Raw genomic sequence first — 25860 nt, forward strand, 5'->3', positions numbered from 1 at the left:
AACGGAAAGGCCCGACGATTGTCGGGCCCGAGGTCAGAAGGAGAACACCTGGACATGCTGAAGCGATTGATGACACCTCTTGCCGTTGCGGCGGCCCTGAACGGAATGCAGCCGGCCGCCGCCGACGCGGCGACGATCGTGAACGCTGTGGCGACAGCGAACGTGAACCTGCGCGCCGGCCCCTCGACGGCCTATCCTGTCGTTACGGTCGTGCCGGCGGGCGGCAGCGTGGTCAACCATGGCTGCAATGCCTCCTACAGCTGGTGCGATGTCACATTCGCATCCTATCGGGGCTGGATGTCGGCGCACTACATGCAGGTATTCTACCAGGGCAGCACCGTGGTGCTGACGCCCGCGGTGGCAGCAGCGGCCAGCGTTGCCGTGGTCACGTTCTCGCGCGCCTATTGGGACAGCTACTATCATGCCTATCCCTGGTATGGCCGATGGTCCTACTACGCCCCGCCACCACCGGCCTACGCCCCGCCACCACCCGGCCGCGTGACCTCGCACAGCGTTTACGGCGGATGCAACGGCGAAAGCTGCACCGTCAACCGTTCTACGACCGGGATCTATGGCGGCTCGACGGCGCAGACCCGAACCTGCGCCGATGGGACATGCTCCTCGACCCGCAACACGACCGGCGCCTATGGCGGGACGGCGACGCGGACCCGAAGCTGCACCAATGTCGGCGATCCCGGCTGCACCACCACCCGGACCGGTCCCGCCGGCGGAACGCGCACACGGCATGTGGAGCGCTACTGAGGTTCGCGCTGAAACCAGACCCGGCAGGATCGTCCTGCCGGGTCTGTCGCATCAAGGTATCACAAGGCCGATGCCGGACAGGGCCTGCCCGGCATCGATCGTTGCCGTCGTTACGGATTGCGCTCGGCGCGCGCGGCAAGGATTGCATCCTGGCATGGCTTGCTGAAGTTTTCGAAGTTCTCCTGCACGCATTGCTGCATCGAGCCATCGCCGGGGCTGACCTTGCCGCATGTGGCCTGTATGTCGGCCTTGCAGGCGTTCTTCAGCGCCCTCAGCATCTGCCGGTCGGGCTGCTGGGCCGAAACAATCCCGGCGGTGAGAAGGACAAAGGAAACGCCGAAAGCAAATGTTTTTGCGAAAGTCATCGTAAGATACTCCTTGGGTGTTTTCGAAACGAAGCCACTCTTACCCTCCGCCTTTGCCCGCATGTTGCGATCGGGCTGCGGTGTGTAACAGTTTGTAACAGCTGCCGGAGTTCGCTTGCGCGACAAGGAGACAGGCGGCAATGGTCGAGGCCATGGACAAGACAAGACTGCTGATCGTCGAGGACGACAACGATATCCGCGCACTGCTCGTCGAATTCCTGACGGCGGAAGACTACGCCGTCAGCACCCTGGCCAGCGGCCGGAATATCGATGATGCGCTGAGAACCGAAGCCCCCGATCTCGTCATCCTCGACATCATGCTGCCGGGAGAGGACGGCTTCTCGATCTGCCGCCGCCTGCGCACGAAGAGCGATGTTCCCGTGCTGATGCTGACAGCCAAGCGCGACGACGTCGACCGTATCGTCGGGCTGGAAATCGGTGCGGACGACTATCTGGTGAAGCCGTTCAACCCGCGCGAACTGCTGGCGCGTATCCGCGCCATATTGCGCCGTACCGCCGACCACGTGCCGGATGGCGCTCCCGGCGAGCGCCATATCCTCAGTTTCAGCAATATTCTCATCGATCTCGATGCCCGCTCCGTGCGGGACGCCGATGGCATGCAGATCGAATTGACCACAGCGGAATTCGATCTTCTGGCCTGCTTTGCGGAGCGGCCCCGACGGGTGCTGTCGCGCGATCAGCTGCTTGACTGGACCCGTGGCCGCACGCATGCCGATCCCTTTGATCGGACCATCGACGTGACCGTCTCGAGACTGCGCGCACGGCTCGCCCCTTACCTCCCCGAGGGGCTTGAACCGATCACGACCGTGCGCAACGCCGGCTATCTCTTCGCCCTCGATGTCCGGAAAAGCACGGCATGATGCGGCTCGGAATCCTTGCCCGCGTCGTGCTGATCCTCGGCCTCGCCTTCTTCGTCATCCAGTCGATCGCCTTCGGTGTCTACTACCTGACACGCGACAGTCGGCCGGGCGAACTGATGACGCGGGCGCCAGATCGAATTGTCGCCCTGGTCGAGCTGTTCGACAACGCTCCACCCGATATGCGCGCGCCGGCACTGAACGCGATCAATGCGCCGGACCTGTCGGCACGGATCGTCTCCGGACTGGAGGAACGCGACGCCGAAGGGCGGCCAATGCCCCGCGCCGAAAATCTGATTGCCAGCCGGTTTGAAGCAGCCGGACTTGATGACCGCGCCCTTCAGGTGTTCCTGGTTCCAACCGGCCTGCTCGGAAGCCGAGGCGCCGTGCAGGTCTATGCCGAGCTCGCCTCCGGCGAATTCCTGTCGCTGACGCTGAGCGACCGGATCACCGTGAGGCTGCTCGGCGTACCCGTCGGGTTTCTTTTCGGCCTGGCCGGCCTCATCGTCGCCGGAGCGGCGCTGTTCGCGATCGCCAAGCAGGTTCGTCCGCTGATCGACCTTGCCAACACGGTCGACGAAGTCGGCAGGCGCCAGACCGTCATTCCCCTGAAGGAAAGGGGAGCACGGGAAATCCGGCAACTCATTGCGGCGGTTAATGCCATGCAGCACCGGATCGACCAGTTGATCCGCGGCCGCACGCAGATGCTCGCGGCAATCTCGCACGACCTTGGTACCTATCTGACACGCCTTCGGCTGCGCGTCGAAATGCTACCGGCCGGTCCGGCGCGCGAAAGCGTCGTCGCCGACGTCGAGTCGATGCGGCTCCTGCTCGATGAGACGCTCGATTTTGCGCTGGCGGCAACATCGGTGATTGACGATGCGGGCTGCGACCTCGCCACCGTGCTCGAAGGCTGGCAGAATGCCCCCGACAGTGCCGGCCGCCTGACGATCCGGCAGCCGAAGGCTACGGTGCATGTGGCCCTGTCGCAAACGGCGATGGCGCGCGTCATCGGCAATCTCATCGCCAATGCGCTGCGCTATGCGGACAGCGCCGAAGTGACCATCGAACGCGCCGGCGCGGAAGCGGTGATCCACGTGCGCGACAATGGCCCGGGCATTCCGGCCGATGCGCGGGAACGCGTTTTCGAGCCTTTCTACAGGCTGGAGAACTCGCGCAATCGCGAATCCGGCGGCACAGGGCTGGGTCTCACCATCGTCAAGCAAATTATCGAAGCCGGCAATGGCACGATCGCGCTCGATGACGCCGCCGGCGGCGGGCTATGGGTTACGGTCACCGTTCCTGCGCTGAAACGATGAAAACATCGCTTACAAACTGAAACACAAGGCGCACACCGTCGCAACAAGGTTCGGGCAGTCTTTCGGCAGTTGAAACGAAGGAGTATTTCCATGAAGACTGCCCGCAGATCCGTGCTTTTCGCCGGCGCCGTCATGCTGACCCTGCCCGCCCCTTTCGCGATTGCCGCACCCTATGAACTGGACCCGCACGGTATGACGGTGATGCCGGAGGTGGCACCCCTCTATCCGGATACGCACCGCATGCGCCTGATTGCCGGCGCATTCTTTGCCTCCCAGGCGGCGGCGATCGGCATACGCTCCGACCAGCAGGCCGCCTGGACCGATTTCACCACGGCAGCGATAAAGATGCTTCCGACCGATGAGGACATGGAAAGGCTACGCGCTCTGCAAAAGGGCAATCCGACAAGCTTCGATGTCGCGGAAAAGGTTGCCGAAGCCGTGATCGCCCGGAGCGCGGCTGCGAAGCAGTTGAAGGCGGCGACAGAGGCCTTGCTCGATATCCTGACACCCGAGCAGATCGACCGGGCCGAACTCCCCGAGGGCCGTTTCATGATGGGCTCGGCCTGGGAGTAACGCGCCGGCCCGCGAAAAAGCCAAGGCCACGAAAGCCATGCCGCCTCAGGAAAGGGACGGCATGGTTGCGTCTTCAGTTCAGGCAGAAATGTCCGGGTGAGATCTCGCTGTAGCTCTGGGCGTTCGTGGCATAGTCGAGCGGGCGGATCGGGCTTTTGAGTTCGTCGGCCTGGCCGCCGCGCTTCATGCCGAGCCGCGCCGGATCGGGGATCGGCACGGCCTGCATCAGCTTGCGGGTATAGGGGTGCTGCGGGTTGGAGAACACCGCATCGCGCGGACCGATCTCGACGATTTCGCCGAGATACATCACCGCCACCTGATGGCTGACACGCTCGACCACGGCCATGTCGTGGGAGATGAACAGAAAGGCGATGTTCATCGTTTCCTGCAGGTCCAGCATAAGGTTGATCACCTGCGCCTTGATCGATACGTCAAGCGCGGAGACGCTCTCATCGGCGATGATCACCTTGGGATCGAGTGCGAGCGCCCGTGCAATACAGATGCGCTGGCGCTGACCGCCGGAAAATTCGTGCGGATAGCGCTTCGCCATATCCGGCGTCAGCCCGACCTTTTCGAGAATGTCGGCAACCATGTCGCGCGCCTCGCGCCGGGTGCCGAGCTTGTGCTCGAGATAGGGTTCGGCGATCGCCTCACCGACGCTCATGCGCGGATTGAGGCTGGCGAACGGATCCTGGAAGATCATCTGAACGGACTGGCGCAGCTTGCGCATCGAGCGCCCGTCATAGCCGAGCACGTTTTCGCCATCGATCAGCACCTCGCCGCTATCCGGCTCGATCAGCCGCATCACGGCGCGGCCGGTGGTCGACTTGCCGCAGCCGGATTCCCCGACCAGCGACAGCGTTTCGCCCGCATGCAGCTTGAACGAGACGTTCTCGACGGCATGGACGCGGCCGGTAAGCCGCGACAGCAGGCCGGAATGGACATCAAAGCGCTTGGTAAGGTTTCTGGCTTCCAGCACCGGCTTGTCTGCCCGCGCCACGGTATCTTTCGTCTCTGCGGCGGGCGTGACATCTCCGGTCTGGATATCGGTGATCGGAAAGCGCGCCGGCAGCCCGGTTCCGGACATCGAGCCCAGCACCGGCACGGCCGAAAGCAGGGCGCGCGTATAGGGCTCGCGGCTGTTGGAAAAGATATCGCTGGTCTTGCCGCTTTCCACCTGCTCGCCGCGAAACATCACCACCGTGCGGTCGGCGATCTCTGCGACTACGCCCATGTCGTGGGTGATGAACAGGACGGAGGTGCCCTCCTCCTCCTGCAGCGTCTTGATCAGATCGAGGATCTGCCCCTGAATGGTGACGTCGAGCGCCGTCGTCGGCTCGTCGGCGATGAGAAGCTTCGGCCGGGCCGCAAGCGCCATGGCGATCATCACGCGCTGGCGCATGCCGCCGGAGAAGCGATGCGGATATTCATCGAAGCGGGAGGCGGCGGAGGGAATGCGCACCTTTTCCAGAAGCCTGATGGTTTCGGCCCGCGCTTCCTTCTTGCTGACATCGCCATGGCAGCGGATTGCCTCGGAAATCTGGTCGCCGATGGTGAAGAGCGGGTTGAGGCTCGTCATCGGCTCCTGGAAGATCATCGAGACGTCGGCGCCGCGGATCGCCCGCATTTCCCGGTCGGAGGCCGCAAGCAGGTCGCGGCCATTGAGCAGAACCTGACCTTCGACGCGCGACGTATCGCGCGGCAAAAGCCCCATGATGGACAGCGAAGTGACGCTCTTGCCCGAACCGCTTTCGCCGACGATGGCGAGCGTCTCGCCCGGCATCACGTCGAAGGAGACGTCGCGCACGACACTTCGCCAGTCACCGTCCGCATGAAAGGCGGTGGTCAGGTTCCGAACTGACAGAACCGGCGCGATGTCGTTGTTGATGGGCTGATTGGTCATTTGCTGTCCCTTCGCGATGTCTCAGTCCGGCCACTTCAGCAGGCCGTCGAAACGGTGGCGGCTCAGATCCTCGATCGGCGTGGCGATGATCTCGTTGGAACGACGGGCCTTGTCGAGTTCCTCGCCGAGACGGCGTGCCACAATATGCTCCTGCCCTGGGTGCAGGTTGCAGGGATCGAGGTAGAAATACTGATGCTCGGCCTCATGGTCGCGCACGATGATCGGCGGGTCACCGGCCGCAAGGGCTGCCGAAAGATCCCATGCCGTGATCCGGGCCTCGGCAGGATCAATCATCACCTTGAGACGGTCGAGCGGATTGTTGGTCGGGTCCGGGTCGATGACGGCGGTAATGCCGGGTCGGCCATCCAGCGTCGCCTTCCAGAGATCGAGATAGCTCTGTTCCCTGGCGCGGATGCCTTCATGATCGCGGGTCTCCCAGGCTTCGAGCGCGGCCATGACGCCGAAGATGCTCTCCTTGCCGACCTTCATGCCGCGGCCGATGCCGTAGTTTTGGATATAGGCATTGCGGACCATATCCTTGGCCCCGGCCACGATGCCCGAGGTCGGGCCGCCGAGGAACTTGTGGCCCGAGTAGAGAACCACATCGGCGCCGGTCGCGAGAAAGCCACGGAGGTCATATTCGGACGCCGCATCGACGATCACCGGAACGCCGCGCGCATGCGCGATCTCGACGAATTCGGAAAGATGCAGCAGCCCGTAATCGACGACATGGTGGGAAACGACATAGACGGCAGCCGCCGTGTTCTCGGTAATCGCATTCTCCAGATGGAAGCGATGGGTCGACGTCGCCTGGCCGATGGAAACGACCGTGCCGCCGGCGATGCGGATCGCCTGATCGACCGGGGCGCCGTAATTGACGATGTGGCCGGCCTGAACGATGACTTCCTTCTTCGCGGTCCGTGTCTCCGGCAATTGTTCGACAGCGAGAAGATCAGGACCGGTGATGGCGCCGGCAACGGCAAGGCTGATGCCGGACGCGCAGGAGGCGGTCACAAAACCGGCTTCGGCGCCCGTCAGTCGCGCGATGATCTTGCTTGCCTGGCGCTGCAGGTCATTCATCTCGACGAACTGCGTCATGATCTTCGGCACTGCCGCAACCGCCTCGGGAACGGCAATGGACGCACCAAGGCTCGTCATCGTGCCCGAAACATTGATGACGGGTCGCAGGCCAAGCGACTGCCGGATATCTTCACTCATTGATAGTCTCCGTGGAATTGCCGGGCGCGCCGCGGCGCAACTCGACACATGTAGCATAATAATGTAATAGGGCCCCAGACTGAGGAACAATCATGACCGATACGAACGACGTCGCGACCAAGCCCGAAAAAAAGAAGAGAACGCGTGTCAGCGGTATAGATCGCGTTCTTCAGATCATTGATTATCTTTACGAAACCGGCGAGCCGGCGGGTGGATATGCGATTGCCAAGGCGATCGGCGCACCGCTGTCGACGATCTACACGATCACCGAGGACCTGGTCGAAAAGACCGTTCTGACGCGCGCCCATGACGGTACGCTCTGGCTCGGTCCCCGCCTCTACAACTACGGCATCGCCTATGCCCGTTCCGTCGATTTCATGCGGGTCGCGACGCAGGAGATGCACGATCTCTGCCGCCGTGCCGGAGAGACCGTTCAGGTCTGCGGCCGCGACGGTCATCACATGCTGGTCATGGCGATGGCCGACGGGCCGAGCCATTTCCAGGTCATGTCGCGCGTCGGTTCGCGCATTCCGCTGAACTGGACCGCTTCCGGCCGGCTTCTTGTCGGCCATATGCCCGAAAAGGACCGGATCGAGCTGTTCAAGCGTGGTGCTCGCGCTTCGCCGACCGGACGGGCGACCATCGACCCCAAGGAACTCTCCAAGGCTGCGGCCGAAGCGTTCAAGGACCGGCTCTCGGTGCAGGTCGGCGAATCCGACTATTCGGTCGCCTGTATCGCTTCGCCCATCCGCAACGCCGAAGGCGAGTGCACCGCGACCATATCCATCGTGCTGCCCGAGCAGAAGGCGACCGCGGGCGATGTGCCCTACGGCGACTATGTCCGCAATTCGGCGGAGCATATCGAGCGGTTGATGGGATGGCGCGAACACTAGTCTTCAGTCCTTCAGTGCGACGATCGCTTCGATTTCTACGGTGATGTTGTTCGGCAGCGAGCCGAAGCCAACGGCGGAGCGGGCATGCACGCCGGCTTCGCCGAAGACTTCAATGAACAGGTCCGAACAACCGTTGATGACACTCGGATGCTGGGTGAAGTCGGGCGTGGCATTCACCATGCCAAGGATCTTGATCACATGCTTGACGCGATCGAGATCGCCGAGCGCCTCCTGCAGCACCGCCAGCAGATTGAGGCCGGTCAGTCGTGCGTGGCTGTAGGCGTCCTCGACGCTGACATCGCCGCCAACCTTGCCGTAATGCTGCGACCCGTCCTTCTCGCTCGGGCCCTGACCGGAAAGATAGAGAATATTGCCCTCCTGCTTGTAGGCGGCAAAATTCGCGATCGGCGGCTGAGCGGGCGGGATCTCGATGCCGAGCGCCGCAAGGCGCTCCGCCACCGACTGAGGTCCGTCCTTCTTGATCGCATATGTCTGGGACACGGAAACTCCTATACTTTCGAAATGGGAGGGCTGACCGGCCTTGCGGTCAGCGAAATGCATAGTTCTGGCCGTTGTAGCCGGCCCGCCATGTGCCGGGCACGTGACGCGACGCCTTGACGGCGTTCGTTCCGATGACCGCATAGACGGGATCGAAAAGCCGGGTCATGTGCGCCTTGTCGCCGTTGGAATCGACGACCTCGATCTCTTCGTCGATCAGGTTGAACACGGTGAATTCCGCCCGCGCGCCGGGGGCGAGAAGGTTGTCCATCGGCAGGCCGATGACGGCGGCCGGCGCATGGGTCACGGCGGCGATCACCTTTTCGAACGGCATACCGACCGACAGCAGCTTCGACATGGTGGTCGCCATGTCCCAGACTGCGCCGTTCAGCGAATGGCCGTGAAGGTCGGTGGAGATCGAGAAGGGCATCAGGCCGCGTTCGATCGCCGCTTCGGCGACCTTGAACGAGAAGGAGGCACCGCCATGGCCGATATCGAGCCGCACGCCTTCGCCGGCGCAGCGTTCTGCGAGGTTGAAGAGGTCTTCATCCTCCATGATCGACGAACCGAGCTTGCCGTTGAAGCAATGGGTGATGATGTCGCCGGGGCCGAGAACCTCGAGAACCTCCTCGTAGAGCGAGGGCGGCTCGCCAACATGGACCATCATCGGAACCTTCAGGATCTTGGCGATCTTCTTGCCGAGCTTGACCGGCGTGACGCCCCAGGAGCCGGTGATGACGTGGCTGGCGCGGACCTTGATGCCGACGATGTGCTCGCGGTTCTCCTCATAGCACTGCAGGATACGGTCGAAATCGATGTCCTTGATGTCACGCAGTTCCGGCACCCGGTTGCAGGCTACAAGGCCAATCGAGCCGAGATTGAGGAAGGCTTTCACCCGTTCGATCGAGGGCTCGATGATGTACTCGCGGAAGCCATGGAAATTGGCTTCACCCGCCGATCCGGCATCCACCAGCGTCGTCACGCCACGCTCTGCGCCGCATTGCGACGGGCGGATCGAGATGTCCGTGCCGCCATGCCAGATGTGGACATGCAGATCGGTCCATCCCGGCGAGATCCAGGCACCGGCAGCATCGATGACCTGAACGCCCTCGCCTGCCGGCAACCCCTTGCCGGTAGCTGCAACCTTGCCATCGGCGCCGACGGCAATATCGATGAGGCCATCCGGCGTGCCGGGGCCGAATTCGATCGGCCTGACATTGCGGATCAGCAGGGGTGAACCATTCTGTTCGACGGGCATTTTCTTATAGGTCCTTTTTCAGGCGGGGATCCAGCATGTCGCGCAAACCGTCGCCGACAATCTGGAGAGATAGAACGGCAAGGATGATTGCCAGGCCAGGGAAAAGTGTCATCCAGTCGGCCGAACCGAGATACTGACGGCCCGCGGCAATCATCGTGCCCCAGGTCGGCACTTCGGGGCTGACGCCAAGGCCGAGAAAGGAGAGGCCGGCTTCGGCCAGGATGGCGTTGGCGAACAGGAAGGTCGCCTGCACCAGGATCGGCGAGACCAGATTGCGCAACACATGCCGGGTCATGATGTGCCCGGTGGAAATGCCCATGGACTGCGCCGCCTCGACGAACGGCAGCTCGCGGATGACCAGCGTGGAGGCGCGGACAATACGGGCGAGCCGCGGCGCATAGACGATCGACAGTGCAACGATCACCGTCATCAGTGACGGCCCGAGAGCTGCCACCAGCGCAATCGCCAACAGGATGTCGGGAAACGCCATCATCGCATCGATCAGCCGCGCGATGATCGTATCGAGACTTTTGAAGAAGCCGGCAAGAAGGCCGAGCACGATGCCGATGACGGCTGAAAGCACCACGACCGACGCGCCGACGAGAAGCGACAGGCGCCCGGCAAAAAGCGTGCGGGCGAAGACATCCCGACCGAACTCGTCCGTGCCGAACCAGTATTCGGCACCCGGCGGAGTCAGGCGGTGGGCGATCGAAAGCTTGTAGGCCGAATGCGGCGTGATCCAAGGCGCGAAAGCAGCGAGCAGGACGAAGACCACCAGCACGAAAAGGCCGAAGGCAACGCTCTTGCGCTTCAGAAGCTGCCGGATGAATTTTGCTCCTTCACGCCCGGAGCTGTCGGCGGTTTGCGTATCAGCCATCAGTAGCGGACCCTCGGGTCGACAAGCAGGTAAAGCATGTCGATTGCAAAGTTGATGAGAACATAAAGACCGGCGATCACCAGCAGCGCGCCCTGAATGACCGGATAGTCACGCCGCAGAACGGCCGAGACGACCAGGCTGCCGACGCCGGGAAGCGCGAACACGGTTTCCGTCACCACCGCGCCGGCGACCAGCACGGCGGCGGTCAGGCCAAGAACGGTCAGGATCGGGATCAACGCGTTCTTCAGCGCGTGCTTCAGGACGACGCGTCCCTCCGCCAGCCCCTTGGCGCGGGCGGTGCGGATATAATCGTCATTGAAGACATCCAGCATGGCAGCGCGGGTGAACCGCAGGATGAGCGCGGAGGACACGACACCGAGCGACACCGCCGGCAGCACGAGATGCTGCAGCCGGACCCAGAAGCTCGCGCCGGGCCCGCCATAGCCAGACACCGGAAAGATGCCGAAACGGACGGCAAAGACCTGAATAAGGATGAGGCCAAGCCAGAAACTCGGCACGCTCGCCGCCGTCATGGCCACCACGGTGGAGGCCTGGTCGATGAAGGAGCCGCGCCGATAGGCCGCATAAATGCCGACCGGAAGGGCGATGACGGCCGCCAGAATCAACGAAAACATCGTCAGGAAGAAGGTCGGCTCGGCCCGCTGGGCAAGCGCCGTCGTCACCGGAATGTTCAGGAAGATGGACTGCCCGAGATTGCCCTGCAGCATCTGCCCGATATAGAGCACATATTGCTGGAGGATCGACTGGTCGAGGCCAAGCCTGGACCTCAGATCGGCGATGTCCTGCGGCGTCGCATCCGGTCCGAGCATCACCGCGGCCGGATCGCCAGGGGTCACGCGGACGATCACGAAGACGATCGTGACCACCAGAAACATCACGATGATCATTCCAAACAGGCGTTTGAGAATATACCGGATCATGAATTCGTTTTCCTGTTTCGGCGGCCCGGACATGCCGGGCCAGCGCTCTTGGCAAGCTCAGAGGGCATTCTTGGCGATCACGCCCTTCAGCCAGTGATAGGAGGCCTTCGGAATGCGCTGCAGCGTCGGATAATCGACATAAACGAGGCCGAAGCGCTTGGAATAGCCGCGCCCCCACTCGAAATTGTCCATCAGCGACCAGGCGAAATAGCCGCGGATGTCGTGGCCTTCATCGATCGCGTCGAGGAGCGCGCCGAGATACTGGTTGAAATAGCTGATGCGCTGGGGATCGACGACCGTGCGGTCCGGTCGCAACATGTCGGGATAGGAGGCGCCGTTTTCGGTGATGTAGATGACGGGCTTGCCGTAGCGGTCGCTTGTGTCGCGGATCTGTTCCAGGAAGGCGCCCGGATCGACAAGCCAGTTGACATCCGTGAGCGGCCCCATGCCGGACGGCGGCATGACTTCGGAATAGCCAAGCGTGGCGTTCGGATTGGGCGCGACGAAGACCGGGTTGTAGTGATTGAGACCGAAGAAATCGAGCTTCTGGCTGATCTCCTCCATATCGCCGGGTTGGATCAGCGGTTCGATCTTCTCGGCAATCGGCTCGGGATATTTGCCGAGCCAGAGCGGATCGACCATGACACGCCGCCACATGCAGTCGCCGAAGATGCGCGCCTCTTCATGCGCAGCGTCGTCATAGTGCGGGCGCACAGGTCCGAGCGAAACGATGTTGCCGATCTCGGCATCCGGCGCCTCGGCGCGAACGGCGGTGACCGTCTTGCCATGGGCGAGATTGAGATTGTGGATGGCCTGAAGGCAGGCGTCGTAGCTCTGCTTGCCCGGCGCATGACGGCCGAGATTATAGGCGACCCACGGTATCACGTTTGGCTCGTTGATCGGGGCAAAGCGCTTCACCCGGTCGCCGAAGCGGCGGATGACCTCGGCGACATAATCACCGAAGATCTTGGCGGTTTCGCGCGAACGCCAGCCGCCGGCCTCCTCGATCGGCACGGGCATGTCCCAGTGATGCAGGCAGATCCAGGGCTCAATCCCCTCGTGCAGCATCAGATCGATCAGCCGGTCGTAGAAGTCGACACCGAGCTGGTTCACCTGCCCCTTGCCCTCGGGGAAGATGCGCGGCCAGGCCGTCGACAGCCGGAAGGCCTTGACGCCAAGCCCGCGCATCAGCGCGATGTCTTCGGGATAGCGGTGATAGTGGTCACAGGAGACGTCGGCGGTATCGCCGTTCACGATATTGCCCGGCACCTTCGCATAGGCATCCCAGACGCTCGGACCGCGACCGTCGGTTTCGGTCGCCCCTTCGGTCTGGTAGGCGGAGGCAGCAGCCCCCCAAAGAAAATCGGGTGGAAAGTTACGAGCCATCGATGCGCTTTCAGAAAATGGTACAAGCCGTTTGCGGACGAGATCGCGCGCCAGCTCAGGGCGAGAACTGGGCGAGGTGTTCCCGGCAGCGCTGCCGCCGGAAACACTGTCTTTTCAGCGAAGGATTACTTGCCGTTTTCCGTGCTGACGTTCCAGAAATAAGGCCACGGCGACGGCTGGAAGTCTTCCAGCGTCTTGGCTTCGGCGCTCAGCGAGTTGAAATCGCCGACCTTGAACACCGGAGCCTCTTCATAGAAGGCGGCCTGCACGTCACCGAACAGTTCCTTGCGCTTTTCCGGATCCGCTTCGGCGAGGAAGGGGTCGGTCACGGCATGCTTTTCAGCCGAAGCCCACCAGCCCGGATAGTCATCGGACATCCAGCCATTCAGAGCCGGTTCGGCCGGGAATGGACCGTGGGTGATGAAGATGTCCCAGAGGCCAGGATCCGCACGGCGCTGGGTCAGCGTTGCCCAGTCGTAGACTTCAAGCTCGACCGGGAAGCCCGCCATCTTCAGATATTCGGCGGCGACCTGCGCCATCTTGTAGTGGAACTCATACTGGCGGCTCGTGAGGATGCGCAGCGGGCTGCCGTCATATCCGGCTTCCTCAAGCATCTTCTTGGCCGCTTCCGGATCACCATCGCCGTAGCGCTCGACGCCCTGATCGGTGTGCCAGACATAGCCTTCGGGGTAGAGAGAACCGTCGACGGCAAAGAAGCGCGGATCGCCAAAGGCTGCAAGCAGCATGTCTTCGGGGTTCAGCGCTTCCTGAACGGCGTGGCGGATACCCTTGTTGGTCATCATGCCTTCCTTCGTGTTCATCACGAAGACCGGCGCGCCATAGGGCTCGAGGATCACCGGAAGCGCATTGTCCGAGCTCTCGAGCCGATCATAGCTCTCGGTCGGCAGACTGTCGGCATAATCGAACTGGCCCGAGGCAATGCCTTCGAGGCGGGTATTGGCATCAGCAACCGGAACGAAGCGGATCTCGTCCAGGACCGCTTCGCGCTTACCGCCGAAACCGCTGGCCGCTTCGCTGCGGGCGGCATAATCGTCGAAGCGGACAAGCTGAATATACTGATCGGGCTTATGGTCCTTCAGCATATAGGGACCCGTGCCGATGAACTTGGTCAGAGGCTCGGCCAGGTTTTCCTTCGGCATGACGACGGCGGCTGAATTGTTGAAGGCGAGAAGCGAGAGCAGCGGCGCATAGGGCTTCTCGAGTTCGATGCGGATCGTGTCGTCGCCGGTCGCGGTCACGCTCTTGATGTAGGGCGCGGCCTGCTTGCCGCGCGAGGCGATTTCCATCCAGCGGTCGATGCAGGCAACGACGTCGCTCGAATCCATGATCGAACCATCATGGAACGGCACGTTGTCCCTGAGCTTGATGTCATAGACCGTTCCGTCCTCGGACACGTCCGGCATGGTCTCGGCCAGAAGCGGCACGACGTTCCATTCGTTGTCATAGGTGAACAGCGTTTCGAAAATGTGCTGGGTGGTCATGCCGACGACATCGGCCGTGGACGCCATCGGATCGAGCGTCGGCGGCTCGCCGATGGTGGCGACATCAATGATGCCGTCAGCCAGGGCGGCGACAGGCGCAAGCGGCAGAACAGCACAGGTGGCAGCGAGCAGCATTCGTCTCAACATACGGAAGTTCCCTTCGTTTATTCCGTTATAATATAATAACAGCTATTATTATGATATTAATGGCCAGTTCCGCGAGCCTGTCAAGTGGCGGGTGCGGCTTTCCGCCGGCAATGCCGCCCCGCACCGTGGTGGCTGCGACAAAAAGCCCGACAGAGAAAGCCCTTGAGGGAGCCGGAGACAGCCCGAAGTAGGTCCCTGGCGGATCGAACCGGGAGCCGGTTCTGCGTTGTTTTCGCTCTTAACCTGACGTGCTTCATCCGGCCCGCGCGACAAAGCCGCGGTGGCGATGGAGACAGAATCGTCAATGGGAGCCACTGGAACGGGTTCCAACTGAAGTCAGAAAAAGGGGAGCCGAGGCGGGCTTCACCACGCAGTAATCGTGATCTCGGCTGCACGGCCGGCCAGCGCGAGCCGTGGCCGTGGCGCCGCTGCCGACACTCGCTTGCTCAGCGCCCCGGCAATCCGCTGGTCAGCACGTCGATTGCGTAGAGCGATGTCGATGCTGTGATGAACAGCCTGTTTCGCTGCGGCCCACCGAAGGTGCAGTTCGCGACGATCTCCGGCACCAGTATCCTGCCCAGCCGTTCGCCCTCCGGCGTGTAGACCTGGATGCCGTCATGAGCCGAGGTGAAGATGTGTCCGTGAACATCGAGCCGGAACCCATCCGGCGCGCCGGGCAGAACTTCGGCGAAGATGCGGCCATTTCTGAGGTGCCGTCCGTCCGCCACCTCGAAGACGCGAATATGCGGCGGCCCGTCGGGCGCATCGGATCGCCCGGTATCGGAAATATAGAGAAGGCTCTCGTCCACCGAGAAGGCGAGCCCGTTCGGCCTGTCGAAATCGTCGGCGACGACGGTGAGCTCGCCGGTTTCCGGATCGAAGCGATAGACATAGCAGGCACCGATCTCGCTGTCCGCCTTGACGCCCTCGTGATCGGAGAGGATGCCATAGGGCGGATCCGTGAACCAGATCGTGCCATCGGATTTCACCACCACGTCGTTCGGTGAATTCAGGCGCTTGCCATCGTAGCGGTCGACCAGCGTGACCACCGCGCCATCGGCCTCCGTGCGGCTCACCGCGCGGCCGGAGTGCTCGCAGGAGACGAGCCGCCCCTCGCGGTCGCGCGTGTGGCCATTGGTGTGTCTGGATGGCTGGCGGAACACCGAGCCGCCTTCTTCGGGATGCCAGCGCAGCATCCGGTTGTTGGGAATATCGCTCCAGGTGACGCTGCCGTCCTCCCACCAGACCGGCCCCTCGCTCCAGATCGCCCCGGTCCAGAGTTTCTCGAGCTTCGCATCCGGCGCCACCAGTGCGGCCATACGCGGATCCTCGACAATCACATCACCCATAACAATCTCCTCCCGGTCGCTGCGGATCCAAGCGCCCGCGCGCCTCGCCGGCGCGCAAATCTGAACCCGCGGCATGGTAGGCGGTGTCGCGGGCCACTGTACAGAGAGGAATTGACGGGCGCCTGCCCGGCTGCCGCAATGTCGCGAACTGTCTCGGATTGAAAGCCCGCCCCGCGGACGCCGGCCGATAGATCAGATAACGATGCCGTTGCGGAAGGGGTCGGCGGGATTGAAGATCAGTTCGGCGACCGCCATGACATAGGCTTGTCCCGTGATCGACGGGATCACGCCGCCGGTCGGCCCCGCCTTGTAGGATAATGTGTAGGTGGAGCCGATGATGCTCTCCTGCACGATCTGCTTGCCCTCCCCCATTCGCCCGGAGGCCGCAAGGCAGGCCAGTCGGGCCGAGGAGCCGGTGCCGCAGGGGGAGCGGTCATAGGCATCGTCCGGGCAGAGCACGAAGTTGCGGCTGTGCGCCGCCTCGTCATCGGCAGGGCCGTAGAAGATGACGTGGTCGACCGGCTCGCCATTCTCGCCGCCGATCTTTTCTTCGTTGAGCGCGGTTCGAGTCGCAATGGCGAGATCGGTCAGCGCGCGGATATTGCTCGCCACCACCGGGATCGGGCTCGGATCGACCAGGAAGAACCAGTTGCCGCCATAGGCGACGTCGCCGGTCACGATACCAAAACCCGGCACATCGACCGAGGCGCCAGCCGCGACCCGACGGCTCTCGATATTGGTGACGGTGATCGTGTTTGCGTCCTTGACATCGACGGTGACGACGCCGGCGGGCGTCTCGATGCGGTGCTGCCCGGTGCCGATCAGGCCCATGTGATAGAGCGTGACGGCAAGCCCGATGGTGCCGTGGCCACACATGCCCAGCACGGCGCCGACATCGAAGTAGATGACACCGGTGACGCAGGTCGGATCCACCGGCGGCACCAGCAGCGCGCCGACCATGGCGACCTGGCCGCGCGGCTCGAGCACTACGGCGCGGTAGTCGTCGTAGTGACGGGTCGCAAGCCGTGCCGCGCGCTCAGAAAGCGGGCCGGAACCGAGATCGGGAAAGCCGTCGAGAATGACCCGCGTCGGCTCGCCTGCGGTGTGGCTATCAATCACATGCATCCGCTACTCCCCGGTCTGGCTCGGTTTCGGGTGGCCCGTGTTCAGGCCGCCCAGCTGGCGTACCAGGTCTTGAACTGGTTGTAATGCTCTTCGACGAAGGCCTTCTGCGGCGCCGTCAGGGCGTCGGTTTCGTTGAAGTGCAGGGTATATTCCGTGTCGCCGTTCAGCACCATCAGATATTTGTAGAACAGCACGAGATCGACCCCCTCGTCGAATTTCGACAGCACCATCAGCGCCTCTTCGAGCGCGCGCGCCTTGACGCGGGCTTCGCTGTCGCCACGGGCGGCGGCCTCGCAGAGCGAAACGAGATGCAGCACCTCCTTGGGCAGCGCGTTGCCGATGCCGGTGATCGCCCCGGTGGCGCCGCATTTGACGAAGCCATGGAAGACCTGGGTATCGACGCCGACCATCAGGGTCAGTTCGTCATCGCCGGAAGTGATGTGTTCGGCGGCATAGGAAAGCGAGGCGGCGCCGCCGAATTCCTTGAAGCCGATCAGATTGGGGTGCTCGGCGCGCAGCGCGAAGAACAGGTCGGCGCGGGTCTCGAAGCCGTAATAGGGGCTGTTGTAAATGACCGCGGGCAGGCCGTTCGCAGCCGCGAGAATGGCCGAGAAATGCGCCTTCTGCGCTGAGGCCGACGAGCCGCGCGACAGAACCCGCGGAATGACCATCAGCCCGGCGGCACCGACGCGGGCGGCATGGGCAGTGATCGCCACTGCGGATTTGGTGTTGATCGCACCGGTTCCGACGATCACCGGAACACCAGCCTCGACCAGCGCCTCGACGCCCTTCATCCGCTCCTCGTCGGTGAGAAGCGGCCAGTCCCCCATCGACCCGCAATAGACGACGGCCGACATGCCCGCGTCGACGAGTTCCCGACCCTTGCGCGCAAGTGCTGAAAAGTCCGGCGTGCGGTCGGGCTTGCAGGGTGTCATCAGCGCCGGAATGCAGCCGGTGAAAATCGTGTCGCTCATCTGGGGACCTCTTCTTGGGCAGATGGAAGTGGAGCCGATGCGGAAGACTGCGAGCAGCCCTCGGCCCGCAGATCAAGGCCGCAGCCGACCAAGTTGAAAACTCAGTAACACTCAGAATACAGTTTGTCGACAAATAAAACGATAACCGATCGGACGGGCGGTCCGGCGCGGCCGAACCTGCTCTGCCGACAAAGTGCGCGTCCGAAGACCGGCCGGCTCCTGCCCGAAATCATCGCCGCTGTTCCGCGCCTGGTCGCTTCGCGACGCTCTCGCGGCGAACGAGCGAACATGGCAGGCGGGTTATACCCTTGTCGACCGGCTCGTTCCGGGTCAGCCGCAGCATCGCCAGGCCGGCGCGGTGGCCGATTTCCTTGAGCTCCATATCGATGGTCGTCAGCGGCGGACGGGTCTGGCGCGAGACGACTTCCCAGTTGTCGAAGCCGATCACCGAGATGTCATCCGGCACCGAGATGCCATGATCGCGCAATCCGTCGAGGACCCCGCGCGCAATCTCATCGCTGCCGCAAAAGATGCCGTCGGGCAGCTTTTCGCGCGCGGCCAGCACCTGCTCGATCGCCGCGTGGCCCCACTCTTCCGACCATTCACCGAACATTACCGGAGATGCCGGCCGACATCTGTCGCGATAGGCCGCGGCGCGATTTCGGGCCGCAAGCCAGCCTTCCGGTCCGGTGATGTGGAGAATCTCGCGGCAGCCGGCCGCTTCAAGGCAGGCGATTGCCAGCATCGCACCGTGGGCGTCGTCGGGGACAAAACTGGTGCTGTGCGACGGTCCGGCGGCGAAGGCGTAAACGACGGGAATGTTGAGGGCGGTCAGATCGATGGGCGGGTCGACATCAAGGCGGGTCGCCGTGAAGATGATGCCGTCGACCTGCTTGTCGAGCAGCGCCTGGAGATGGAGCTCGGCGAGCCGCTTGTCGCCGCTCGTGGCGCAAAGAAACGCCGAGACGCCGTGATCGACCAGAACCTCCGAGACGCCGGAGCTGATCGGCAGGGTCAATCGGCCATAGGTGTCGTCGGTAATGATGCCGATGGTGAGGCTTCTGCGGCTCAAAAGGCTTCGGGCCAGCGCGTTCGGCCGGAAGCCGATTTCCTGCGCGATCCGGAGCACGCGTTCGCGGGTTTCCGCGTTCACCCGGCCGACACCGTTCAGTGCATTCGATGCAGTCGACAGGCTGACATCGGCCGCCTTTGCGACATCCCTGAGGGTGCATCGGCGATGCAGAATGGGTTTCACCATGAAGCTCTAATCCTCGTTGATAAAACCTTTTATCAAACAAAACAAAGCTGCAAAAAGGTTTTTGCACATTTGTGAACACAACTTGTCGACAACGATTTTTTTCTCCCATACCGTTATCAAACGTCAAGAAGAAAGACGAAACGAGAAGGGGAATGACATGCTGAAAAACAAACTCATGCTTGCTGCATTGACGCTGGCAGCATCCACCTCATGGGCCCAGGCCGAGGAGGTGAACCTCTGGGTTCGCACCTCATCCGCAGCCGTGCTGCAGGCATTGGCCGAGAAATACAATGCCGCCCACGACGACACCGTGAACGTCACCGCGGTCATCGCCGAACAGATGGTGCCGAAGCTTGGCGCGGCGATCGCCGGCGGCGCCCCGCCAGAGGGTGCAGTGCTCGACCTGATCTACCTTCCGACATTCGCCGCCAACGACACGCTGGAAGACATCACCGATTTCGTCGAGGGCCTGCCCTATGCCGACGCGTTGAGCCCATCCCATATCCGTCTGGCCACCTATGACGACCGGATCTATGGCGTTCCCGCCCTGCCTGACGCCTCGATCATCGCCTACAATACCGATCTTTTCAAAGAAGCCGGACTTGACCCGGACAAGGCCCCGGCCTCGCTCGACGAGATCGTCGACGACGCCGAGAAGATCAGCGCGCTCGGTGACGACACCTACGGCTTCTACTTCGTTGCCAATTCCGGTAGCTGGCTGATCTACGACTTCCTGCCGCATATCTGGGCGGCCGACGCCGATCTCCTGACCGATGACGGTCGCGAAGCCACGATCGACACACCGGCCATGCGTGAAACGCTTGAAGATTACCGCACGATGTGGCAGGCGGGCGCCATTCATCCGACGTCGCGTTCCGGCAATGGCAACAATGCCGTCGAGGCCTTTGCCTCGGGCAAAGTCGGCATCTTGATGACCGGTTCCTACATCGTCAATCTGCTGACCAGCACCTACCCCGACGTCAATTTCGAGGTTGCGCCCATTCCCGGCCCGACCGGCGGCCAGTCGAGCTTTGCCGGCGGCGACACGCTTGCCATGATCAAGGGCATCACGCCTGAAAAGAAGGCCGTGATCGAGGACTTCGTGACCTTCTACATGGAGCCCGAGCAACAGGTATTCATCACCCAGGAATCCGGCATGCCGTCGCGCACCGATCTCGCGGAGGAAGCCTATTCCAATTTCGATCCGCGCAACCTCATCGCCTACGACATCCTGGCAAAGGCGCGCACGCCCTACACCTATGCCTCGGATGAGCTCTTCGTCAGCCGTACCGGACCGTTCCTGAACCTGATCCAGAGCGCGATCTTCGGCGATGATGTGGACGGCGCGATCGAAACCGCGCAGGAGGATTTCACCAAGATCCTCGACCGCACCAATCCGTGACGCTCGGCCGCGGGCGGCCCGCGCCGCCCGCGTCTCTCCCCCGCCGCAAGGGGATAGCAGAGCCTCGGAGAAGCCGCTGCGCGGCCCCGCAGACCTCACCAAACGCAGGGATTTGACGTCTTGTTTTTCAAGCGCGCGCTACAGAAACGCCGACAGGCGAGCGGCGATGAGCCACATGGTTGGCTGGGCCTCGCCTTCATTGCGCCGAGCATGGTGTTCATCATCGGCCTGTTCATCATTCCGCTCATCATGACGGTGTGGATGAGCTTCTTCCGCTGGCCGCTACTCGGCCGCCGCAAGTTCATCGGCATCGACAATTATGCTGAGCTTCTCGGCGATAGCCAGCTCTGGCAGTCTTTCGGTTTCACCCTGCTCTATACGGTGCTGGTCACCACTGCGATCATGGCCGTTGCCCTGCCGCTGGCGCTGCTGGTCGACCGGCCGCTGCGCAGCGTCGGCTTCTTCCGCACGGTGTTCTTCATGCCGGTGGTCATCGGCTTCGGCGCGGCCTCGACGCTGTGGCTCTGGCTGCTCAATCCCGACAGCGGCGTATTCGCGCGACTTCTGACCGGGCTTGGGCTTTTCGATCACGCGCCGCGACCGCTCGAAAGCTTCTGGCCTGCGCTTGCCGTCATCATCCTGATGGTGGTCTGGAAAACCGCCGGTTTCACCATGGTCATTCTGCTCACCGGCCTGCAGAGCATCCCCAATGATGTGATCGAGGCCGCCCGGATCGATGGCGCGAGCCCCTTCAGCCGCTTCCGCCGCATCACCCTGCCGCTGATGCGCAATTCCGTACTCCTGGCGCTGATCCTCAACGTCACCTCCTCCATGCTCGCCTTCGACCAATTCTTCATCATCACCCAGGGCGGACCAAACAACAGCACGATCTCGGCCGTGTTCACCATCTATCTCGCCTCATTCTCGTCCTATCGGTTGGGCTACGGCTCCGCCCTTTCCTTCGCCCTCCTGGTCGTGCTCGTTGCCATCAGCTCGATCCAGCTTTCCTTCATGCGCCAGCGACCGGAGGACGGACGATGAAAGTCAGAGACCTGTTCATGGAAGCCGACGAAGGCTACGGCGCCGTTGCCGGCCGTCTCCTCCTGCTCCTGGCAATGATCATTCTGGCTGTGTTCTTCCTGATGCCGATCGTCTGGTCGTTCGCCAATTCGTTCAAGCCGGCGGCCGAGGCACTGGCCCATCCGGTGGCACTGTTTTCGAAGGCGTTTTCGCTGGAAAACTACCGCCGTCTCGAAAATGTCGGCGCCGGCTGGTATGTCTATGCCACCAATTCCGTGCTGATCGCGCTCGGCACCATCGCCTTCACCGTCGCGGTCGCGGTGCCTGCCGGTTACGGCTTCTCCAAGTTCCGCTTTCCCGGCCAGACCGCGATCTTCGTCCTCGTCATGGCGACGATGATGATCCCGTTCCAGTCGATCCTGACGCCGCTGTTCCTGATCCTGAAATTCCTGCACCTGCAGAACAGCCTTCTGGGGCTGGTGCTGATCTACACCACGTTTCAGCTCCCCTTCTCGATCTTCATGATGCGCAATGCCTTCGATGCGATCCCGAAGGCGCTGGTGGAGGCGGCGCGCATCGATGGCGCGTCACAATGGACGCTGGTGCGGCGCATCCTGATGCCACTGGCGCTGCCCGGCGTCGCCACCGTCGTGATGTTCGCCTTCCTCAATTCCTGGAACGAGTTCCTGGCGGCGCTGATCTTCCTGTCGGACCAGAACAAGTTCACCCTGCCGATCATGCTGGTGAACGTCTCATCCGGCATTTACGGCATCATCGACTGGGGCGCGCTCCAGGCCGGCATTTCGCTCACCATGATCCCCTGCATCGTGATGTTCCTGGCGCTGCAGCGCTACTATGTGCGCGGACTGACCGCCGGGGCCGTCAAATGAATAATGCTTCCCAAGGAGTTTCCATGTCATCGTCCGCGTCGGAAAAGGCGGTTCCCGCGTCTGCGCACAGTTTTGAACGTTATGTGCCTGTCGATCACACCCGGGTCGCCTTTGATGGCGGCTTCTGGAAGAGCTGGCAGCAGACCGTCCGCGACGTCACCATTCCCACCCAGCACCAGCGGTTGGAAGAAGAAGGCTTTCTCGAGGTTCTGGATTTCGACAGCCCGCCCGGCCCGCTAGCCAGGCCGATCCAGCCGAGCGGATTGTCGATGCAGCATTTCTTCGATTCCGATTTCGGCAAGTGGATCGAGGCGGCAAGCTATACGCTGAAGAACCATCCGAACCCGGATATCGAGGCGAAGATCGACGCCATCGTCGAAAAGCTCGAACACGGTCAGATGGAAGACGGCTATCTAAACAGCTGGTTCATCCGCCGCGAGCCGGAAAAGCGCTGGACCAACCTGCGCGATCTCCACGAGATGTATTCGATGGGCCACCTCCTTGAAGGGGCCGTCGCCTATTTCGAGGCGACCGGCAAGCGCCGCTTTCTCGACGTGATGATCCGCGCCGTCGACCACATCATCGAAACCTTCGGCACCGAGCCCGGCAAGCTTCGCGGCTATGACGCGCATGAGGAAATCGAGCTGGCGCTGGTCAAGCTCTATCGAGTGACCGGCGATCCGCGCCACCTGAAGCTCGCGACATTCTTCGTCAATGAGCGCGGACAGATGCCCTCTTATTTCGATGAAGAAGCCCGCCGCCGCGGCGAGGACCCGGCCGACTACGTATTCGAGACCTATGCCTACAGCCAGGCCCACAAGCCCGTGCGCGAGCAGAACGAGGTCGTCGGCCATGCGGTTCGCGCCATGTATCTGCTCTCGGCGATGACCGATCTCGCATTTGAAAACGACGATCCGAGCCTGAAGGACGCCGCCGACCGGCTGTTTGCCGACCTCACCGGCCGCCAGCTCTATGTCACCGGCGGGCTCGGTCCGTCGGGCGCAAACGAAGGCTTCACCCGCGCCTTCGACCTGCCGAACGAGACCGCCTACGCCGAGACCTGCGCGGCGGTTGCGCTCGGCTTCTGGTGTTCGCGCATGGCCGAGATCGACCTCGACGGCAAATATACCGATCAGCTGGAAACCGTTCTGTTCAACGGCGCGCTGTCCGGCATTGCCCGCGACGGCGAGCATTATTTCTATGAGAACGTATTGGAGAGCCACGGCGAGAACCGGCGGTGGAAATGGCACTACTGCCCCTGCTGCCCGACCAATATCGCCCGGTTCATCACCTCGCTCGGCCGGTATTTTTACACCACGAAGGGCAAGGAGATCGCGGTGCATCTCTACGGCGCCAACAGCGCCGAACTCGACGTCGACGGGACGTTCGTACGCCTGCGTCAGGAGACGGCCTATCCGTGGGACGGCGATATCCGCATTACGCTCGGCCTGTTTCAGCCGACCGACCTCACGCTGAAACTGCGCATTCCCGGATGGTGCAGGAACGCGCGGGCAACGCTCGATGGCCGCGATATTCCGCTCGCTCCGGTGAACGGCTATGCCGAGATCAGCGGCAGGTTTGAAGACGGCGTCGAACTGCGCCTGCACTTCGACATGCCGGTGGAGCGGCTCTATGCCCATCCGGCCGTCGGCGAAGATGCCGGGCGGGTGGCGCTGCGCCGCGGCCCGGTGGTCTACTGCGTCGAGGAAGCCGATATCGGCATCGAGCCGCAACGCCTGCGCATTGCGCCCGATGCCCGCCTAGAACCACGCTATGATGCCGATCTCCTTGGCGGCGCGGTGGTGCTGGAGGGCGAAGGCTTCGAGGCGGCAACGGACGGTTTTGAAGGCGGGCTTTACCGCACCGCGCCCCCTCCCCTCAAACCGCGGCCGTTCCGAGCCATTCCCTATCACCTCTGGGCCAATCGGGACGCAGGCGCCATGCAGGTCTGGCTGGCGGAAAAATAGGAGAAGGACATGGCAAGGCTGACACTGAAGAATGTGGTCAAGTCCTACGGCATCTACGAGGCCGTCAGGGGCATCAACCTCGACATCGAGGACCAGGAATTCGTGGTCTTCGTCGGCCCCTCGGGCTGCGGAAAATCGACGACGTTGAGGATGATCGCCGGTCTCGAGCATATTTCCGGCGGCCAGATCATCATCGGCGACCAGGTCGTCAACCGCCTCGGCCCCGGCAAGCGCGATATCGCCATGGTGTTCCAGAACTACGCGCTCTATCCGCATATGAGCGTGCGCGAGAACATCGCCTTCTGCCTCGAGCAGCAGCGGCTGCCGAAGGCCGAGATCGAAAAGCGCATCACCGAGGCGACCAATACGCTGCGGATCTCGGAACTGCTGGAACGCCGCCCCGGCGCGCTTTCCGGCGGCCAGCGCCAGCGCGTTGCCATGGGACGCGCCATCGTGCGCGATCCGAAGGTCTTCCTGTTCGACGAGCCTTTGTCGAACCTCGACGCCAAGCTCAGGGTCAGCATGCGCACGGAAATCAAGCGCCTGCACCAGTTGCTGCCGACGACGACCGTCTACGTCACCCACGATCAGGTGGAGGCCATGACCATGGCTGACCGCGTGGTGGTGATGAACCAGGGGCTGGTCGAGCAGATGGGCGCGCCGCAGGAGCTCTATTCGCGGCCGGCCAGCAAGTTCGTCGCCGGTTTCATCGGCTCGCCGTCGATGAACTTCCTGCCGGTGACGCTCGAGGAGACGGAGGGCAGGCTTTACCTGGTCTTCCAGGACGGCAACCGCATGCCCGTACCAGCCGAGAAGGCCGCACAATTCAGTGCCCATGCCGGCCGCGGCGCCACCTTCGGCATCCGCCCCGAAGCTATCACGCTGAGGCAGGAGCGCAGCGGCTTCGCCCCCTTCGACGCCGAAATCGACCTGGTCGAACCGCTCGGAGCCACCACCATGGCCTATTTCAGCATCGCCGGCGAGGAAATCTGCGCCAGCGTCGAGCCCGACGACAGCCTGCGTGCGGGCACGACCGTGCCGCTTTCATTCGACTTGAACCGCATGCATCTGTTCGATCTCGAAACCGAACAGACGCTCGCCACCCACTGAAGCGGACGGCCCGCCAACAGGAACCGGGCCGCCGGCAGGCGTGCGGCGCTGTCGGCCACGCGGGAGCCGACCTGGCCTTCGTCGGAAAGGCTGAAGGCGCCCTCATTGCCGGTCTCGGGGCATATACCCGAATCCAGTTCCAGCCCGGCGCTCACCGGCATGAGACATGTGGCCTGGTCAAACGGTGCTTCGGCATCGTCAGCAAGCCCCGCCGACACAAGTCAGTCGAGAAAACAGCCAGCACG

The 25860-nt window shown here is 62.6% G+C and carries 23 protein-coding genes; 10 read left to right on the forward strand and 13 right to left on the reverse strand.

Annotated features, from left to right (window positions below; genetic code table 11):
- Positions 1–54 precede the first annotated feature (54 nt).
- Complete coding sequence (locus tag TM49_RS22040; protein WP_045684395.1) at positions 55–762, forward strand: SH3 domain-containing protein; 708 nt, start codon at positions 55–57, stop codon at positions 760–762.
- A 110-nt stretch (positions 763–872) separates the two neighbouring features.
- Here the strand turns inward: TM49_RS22040 and TM49_RS22045 are convergent, their stop codons facing one another.
- Positions 873–1127 carry a cysteine rich repeat-containing protein gene (locus TM49_RS22045; RefSeq protein ID WP_052699993.1) on the reverse strand — a complete coding sequence of 85 codons (255 nt, stop codon included), beginning with the start codon at positions 1125–1127 and terminating at the stop codon, positions 873–875.
- Between the two features lie 152 nt (positions 1128–1279).
- On the opposite strand from TM49_RS22045, the gene TM49_RS22050 reads away from it, so the two are divergent.
- The 3 genes from TM49_RS22050 to TM49_RS22060 all read left to right on the forward strand — a co-directional run bounded on the left by TM49_RS22050 (position 1280) and on the right by TM49_RS22060 (position 3897).
- Positions 1280–2008 (forward strand): response regulator, encoded by a 729-nt coding sequence (locus TM49_RS22050; protein WP_045685687.1) that lies wholly within the window; start codon positions 1280–1282, stop codon positions 2006–2008.
- Complete coding sequence (locus tag TM49_RS22055) at positions 2005–3324, forward strand: ATP-binding protein (protein WP_045684397.1); 1320 nt, start codon at positions 2005–2007, stop codon at positions 3322–3324. The genes TM49_RS22050 and TM49_RS22055 overlap by 4 nt, the downstream gene beginning before the upstream one ends.
- Positions 3325–3414: 90 nt before the next feature.
- A complete protein-coding gene (locus TM49_RS22060; protein ID WP_045684399.1) occupies positions 3415–3897 on the forward strand; it encodes a Spy/CpxP family protein refolding chaperone in 483 nt (160 codons plus the stop codon).
- Between the two features lie 73 nt (positions 3898–3970).
- Here the strand turns inward: TM49_RS22060 and TM49_RS22065 are convergent, their stop codons facing one another.
- Both TM49_RS22065 and TM49_RS22070 read right to left on the reverse strand, forming a co-directional pair.
- On the reverse strand, positions 3971–5800 hold the full coding sequence (locus tag TM49_RS22065) for an ABC transporter ATP-binding protein (RefSeq protein WP_045684401.1): 1830 nt from the start codon (positions 5798–5800) through the stop codon (positions 3971–3973).
- 21 nt (positions 5801–5821) lie between these two features.
- The gene (locus TM49_RS22070) at positions 5822–7018 is read right to left on the reverse strand and encodes an aminotransferase class V-fold PLP-dependent enzyme (protein WP_045684403.1); all 1197 of its coding nucleotides are present in this window, start codon (positions 7016–7018) and stop codon (positions 5822–5824) included.
- Between the two features lie 92 nt (positions 7019–7110).
- Here TM49_RS22070 and TM49_RS22075 point away from each other — a divergent pair, with 92 nt between their 5' ends.
- Positions 7111–7911 (forward strand): IclR family transcriptional regulator, encoded by an 801-nt coding sequence (locus TM49_RS22075; RefSeq protein WP_045684404.1) that lies wholly within the window; start codon positions 7111–7113, stop codon positions 7909–7911.
- Positions 7912–7914: 3 nt separating this feature from the next.
- On the opposite strand, the gene TM49_RS22080 is transcribed toward TM49_RS22075, so the two are convergent.
- The 10 genes from TM49_RS22080 to TM49_RS22125 form a co-directional block, all read right to left on the reverse strand.
- Complete coding sequence (locus tag TM49_RS22080) at positions 7915–8472, reverse strand: RidA family protein (protein ID WP_082074851.1); 558 nt, start codon at positions 8470–8472, stop codon at positions 7915–7917.
- Entirely contained in the window at positions 8459–9667 is a 1209-nt protein-coding gene (locus tag TM49_RS22085; protein WP_045684407.1) for an amidohydrolase/deacetylase family metallohydrolase, read from the reverse strand. Before TM49_RS22085 ends, TM49_RS22080 begins: the two co-directional genes overlap by 14 nt.
- Before the next feature lie 4 nt (positions 9668–9671).
- On the reverse strand, positions 9672–10544 hold the full coding sequence (locus TM49_RS22090) for an ABC transporter permease (protein WP_045684409.1): 873 nt from the start codon (positions 10542–10544) through the stop codon (positions 9672–9674).
- A complete protein-coding gene (locus TM49_RS22095; protein WP_045685689.1) occupies positions 10544–11485 on the reverse strand; it encodes an ABC transporter permease in 942 nt (313 codons plus the stop codon). The genes TM49_RS22090 and TM49_RS22095 overlap by 1 nt, the downstream gene beginning before the upstream one ends.
- 57 nt (positions 11486–11542) lie before the next feature.
- Positions 11543–12871 (reverse strand): GH1 family beta-glucosidase, encoded by a 1329-nt coding sequence (locus tag TM49_RS22100; RefSeq protein WP_045684411.1) that lies wholly within the window; start codon positions 12869–12871, stop codon positions 11543–11545.
- Positions 12872–12996: 125 nt separating this feature from the next.
- On the reverse strand, positions 12997–14520 hold the full coding sequence (locus tag TM49_RS22105; protein WP_045684413.1) for an ABC transporter substrate-binding protein: 1524 nt from the start codon (positions 14518–14520) through the stop codon (positions 12997–12999).
- A 446-nt stretch (positions 14521–14966) separates the two neighbouring features.
- Positions 14967–15869 carry an SMP-30/gluconolactonase/LRE family protein gene (locus TM49_RS22110; protein ID WP_045684415.1) on the reverse strand — a complete coding sequence of 301 codons (903 nt, stop codon included), beginning with the start codon at positions 15867–15869 and terminating at the stop codon, positions 14967–14969.
- 192 nt (positions 15870–16061) lie between these two features.
- Positions 16062–16994 carry a 4-hydroxyproline epimerase gene (locus tag TM49_RS22115; RefSeq protein WP_045684416.1) on the reverse strand — a complete coding sequence of 311 codons (933 nt, stop codon included), beginning with the start codon at positions 16992–16994 and terminating at the stop codon, positions 16062–16064.
- A 41-nt stretch (positions 16995–17035) separates the two neighbouring features.
- Entirely contained in the window at positions 17036–17968 is a 933-nt protein-coding gene (locus TM49_RS22120; protein ID WP_045684418.1) for a dihydrodipicolinate synthase family protein, read from the reverse strand.
- A gap of 229 nt (positions 17969–18197) precedes the next feature.
- The gene (locus tag TM49_RS22125) at positions 18198–19223 is read right to left on the reverse strand and encodes a LacI family DNA-binding transcriptional regulator (protein WP_425283300.1); all 1026 of its coding nucleotides are present in this window, start codon (positions 19221–19223) and stop codon (positions 18198–18200) included.
- A 160-nt stretch (positions 19224–19383) separates the two neighbouring features.
- Here TM49_RS22125 and TM49_RS22130 point away from each other — a divergent pair, with 160 nt between their 5' ends.
- The 5 genes from TM49_RS22130 to TM49_RS22150 all read left to right on the forward strand — a co-directional run bounded on the left by TM49_RS22130 (position 19384) and on the right by TM49_RS22150 (position 25615).
- Positions 19384–20628, forward strand: coding sequence for an ABC transporter substrate-binding protein (locus tag TM49_RS22130; RefSeq protein ID WP_045684422.1), 1245 nt, complete (start codon positions 19384–19386; stop codon positions 20626–20628).
- A 120-nt stretch (positions 20629–20748) separates the two neighbouring features.
- Positions 20749–21669 (forward strand): carbohydrate ABC transporter permease, encoded by a 921-nt coding sequence (locus tag TM49_RS22135; RefSeq protein ID WP_045684424.1) that lies wholly within the window; start codon positions 20749–20751, stop codon positions 21667–21669.
- Between the two features lie 74 nt (positions 21670–21743).
- Complete coding sequence (locus tag TM49_RS22140; protein WP_425283301.1) at positions 21744–22538, forward strand: carbohydrate ABC transporter permease; 795 nt, start codon at positions 21744–21746, stop codon at positions 22536–22538.
- Between the two features lie 23 nt (positions 22539–22561).
- Entirely contained in the window at positions 22562–24505 is a 1944-nt protein-coding gene (locus tag TM49_RS22145; RefSeq protein ID WP_045684426.1) for a glycoside hydrolase family 127 protein, read from the forward strand.
- A 9-nt stretch (positions 24506–24514) separates the two neighbouring features.
- The gene (locus tag TM49_RS22150; protein WP_045684428.1) at positions 24515–25615 is read left to right on the forward strand and encodes an ABC transporter ATP-binding protein; all 1101 of its coding nucleotides are present in this window, start codon (positions 24515–24517) and stop codon (positions 25613–25615) included.
- The last annotated feature ends 245 nt before the right edge of the window (positions 25616–25860 follow it).

This window comes from Martelella endophytica, from assembly GCF_000960975.1.
GTDB classification, from domain to species: Bacteria; Pseudomonadota; Alphaproteobacteria; order Rhizobiales; family Rhizobiaceae; genus Martelella; species Martelella endophytica.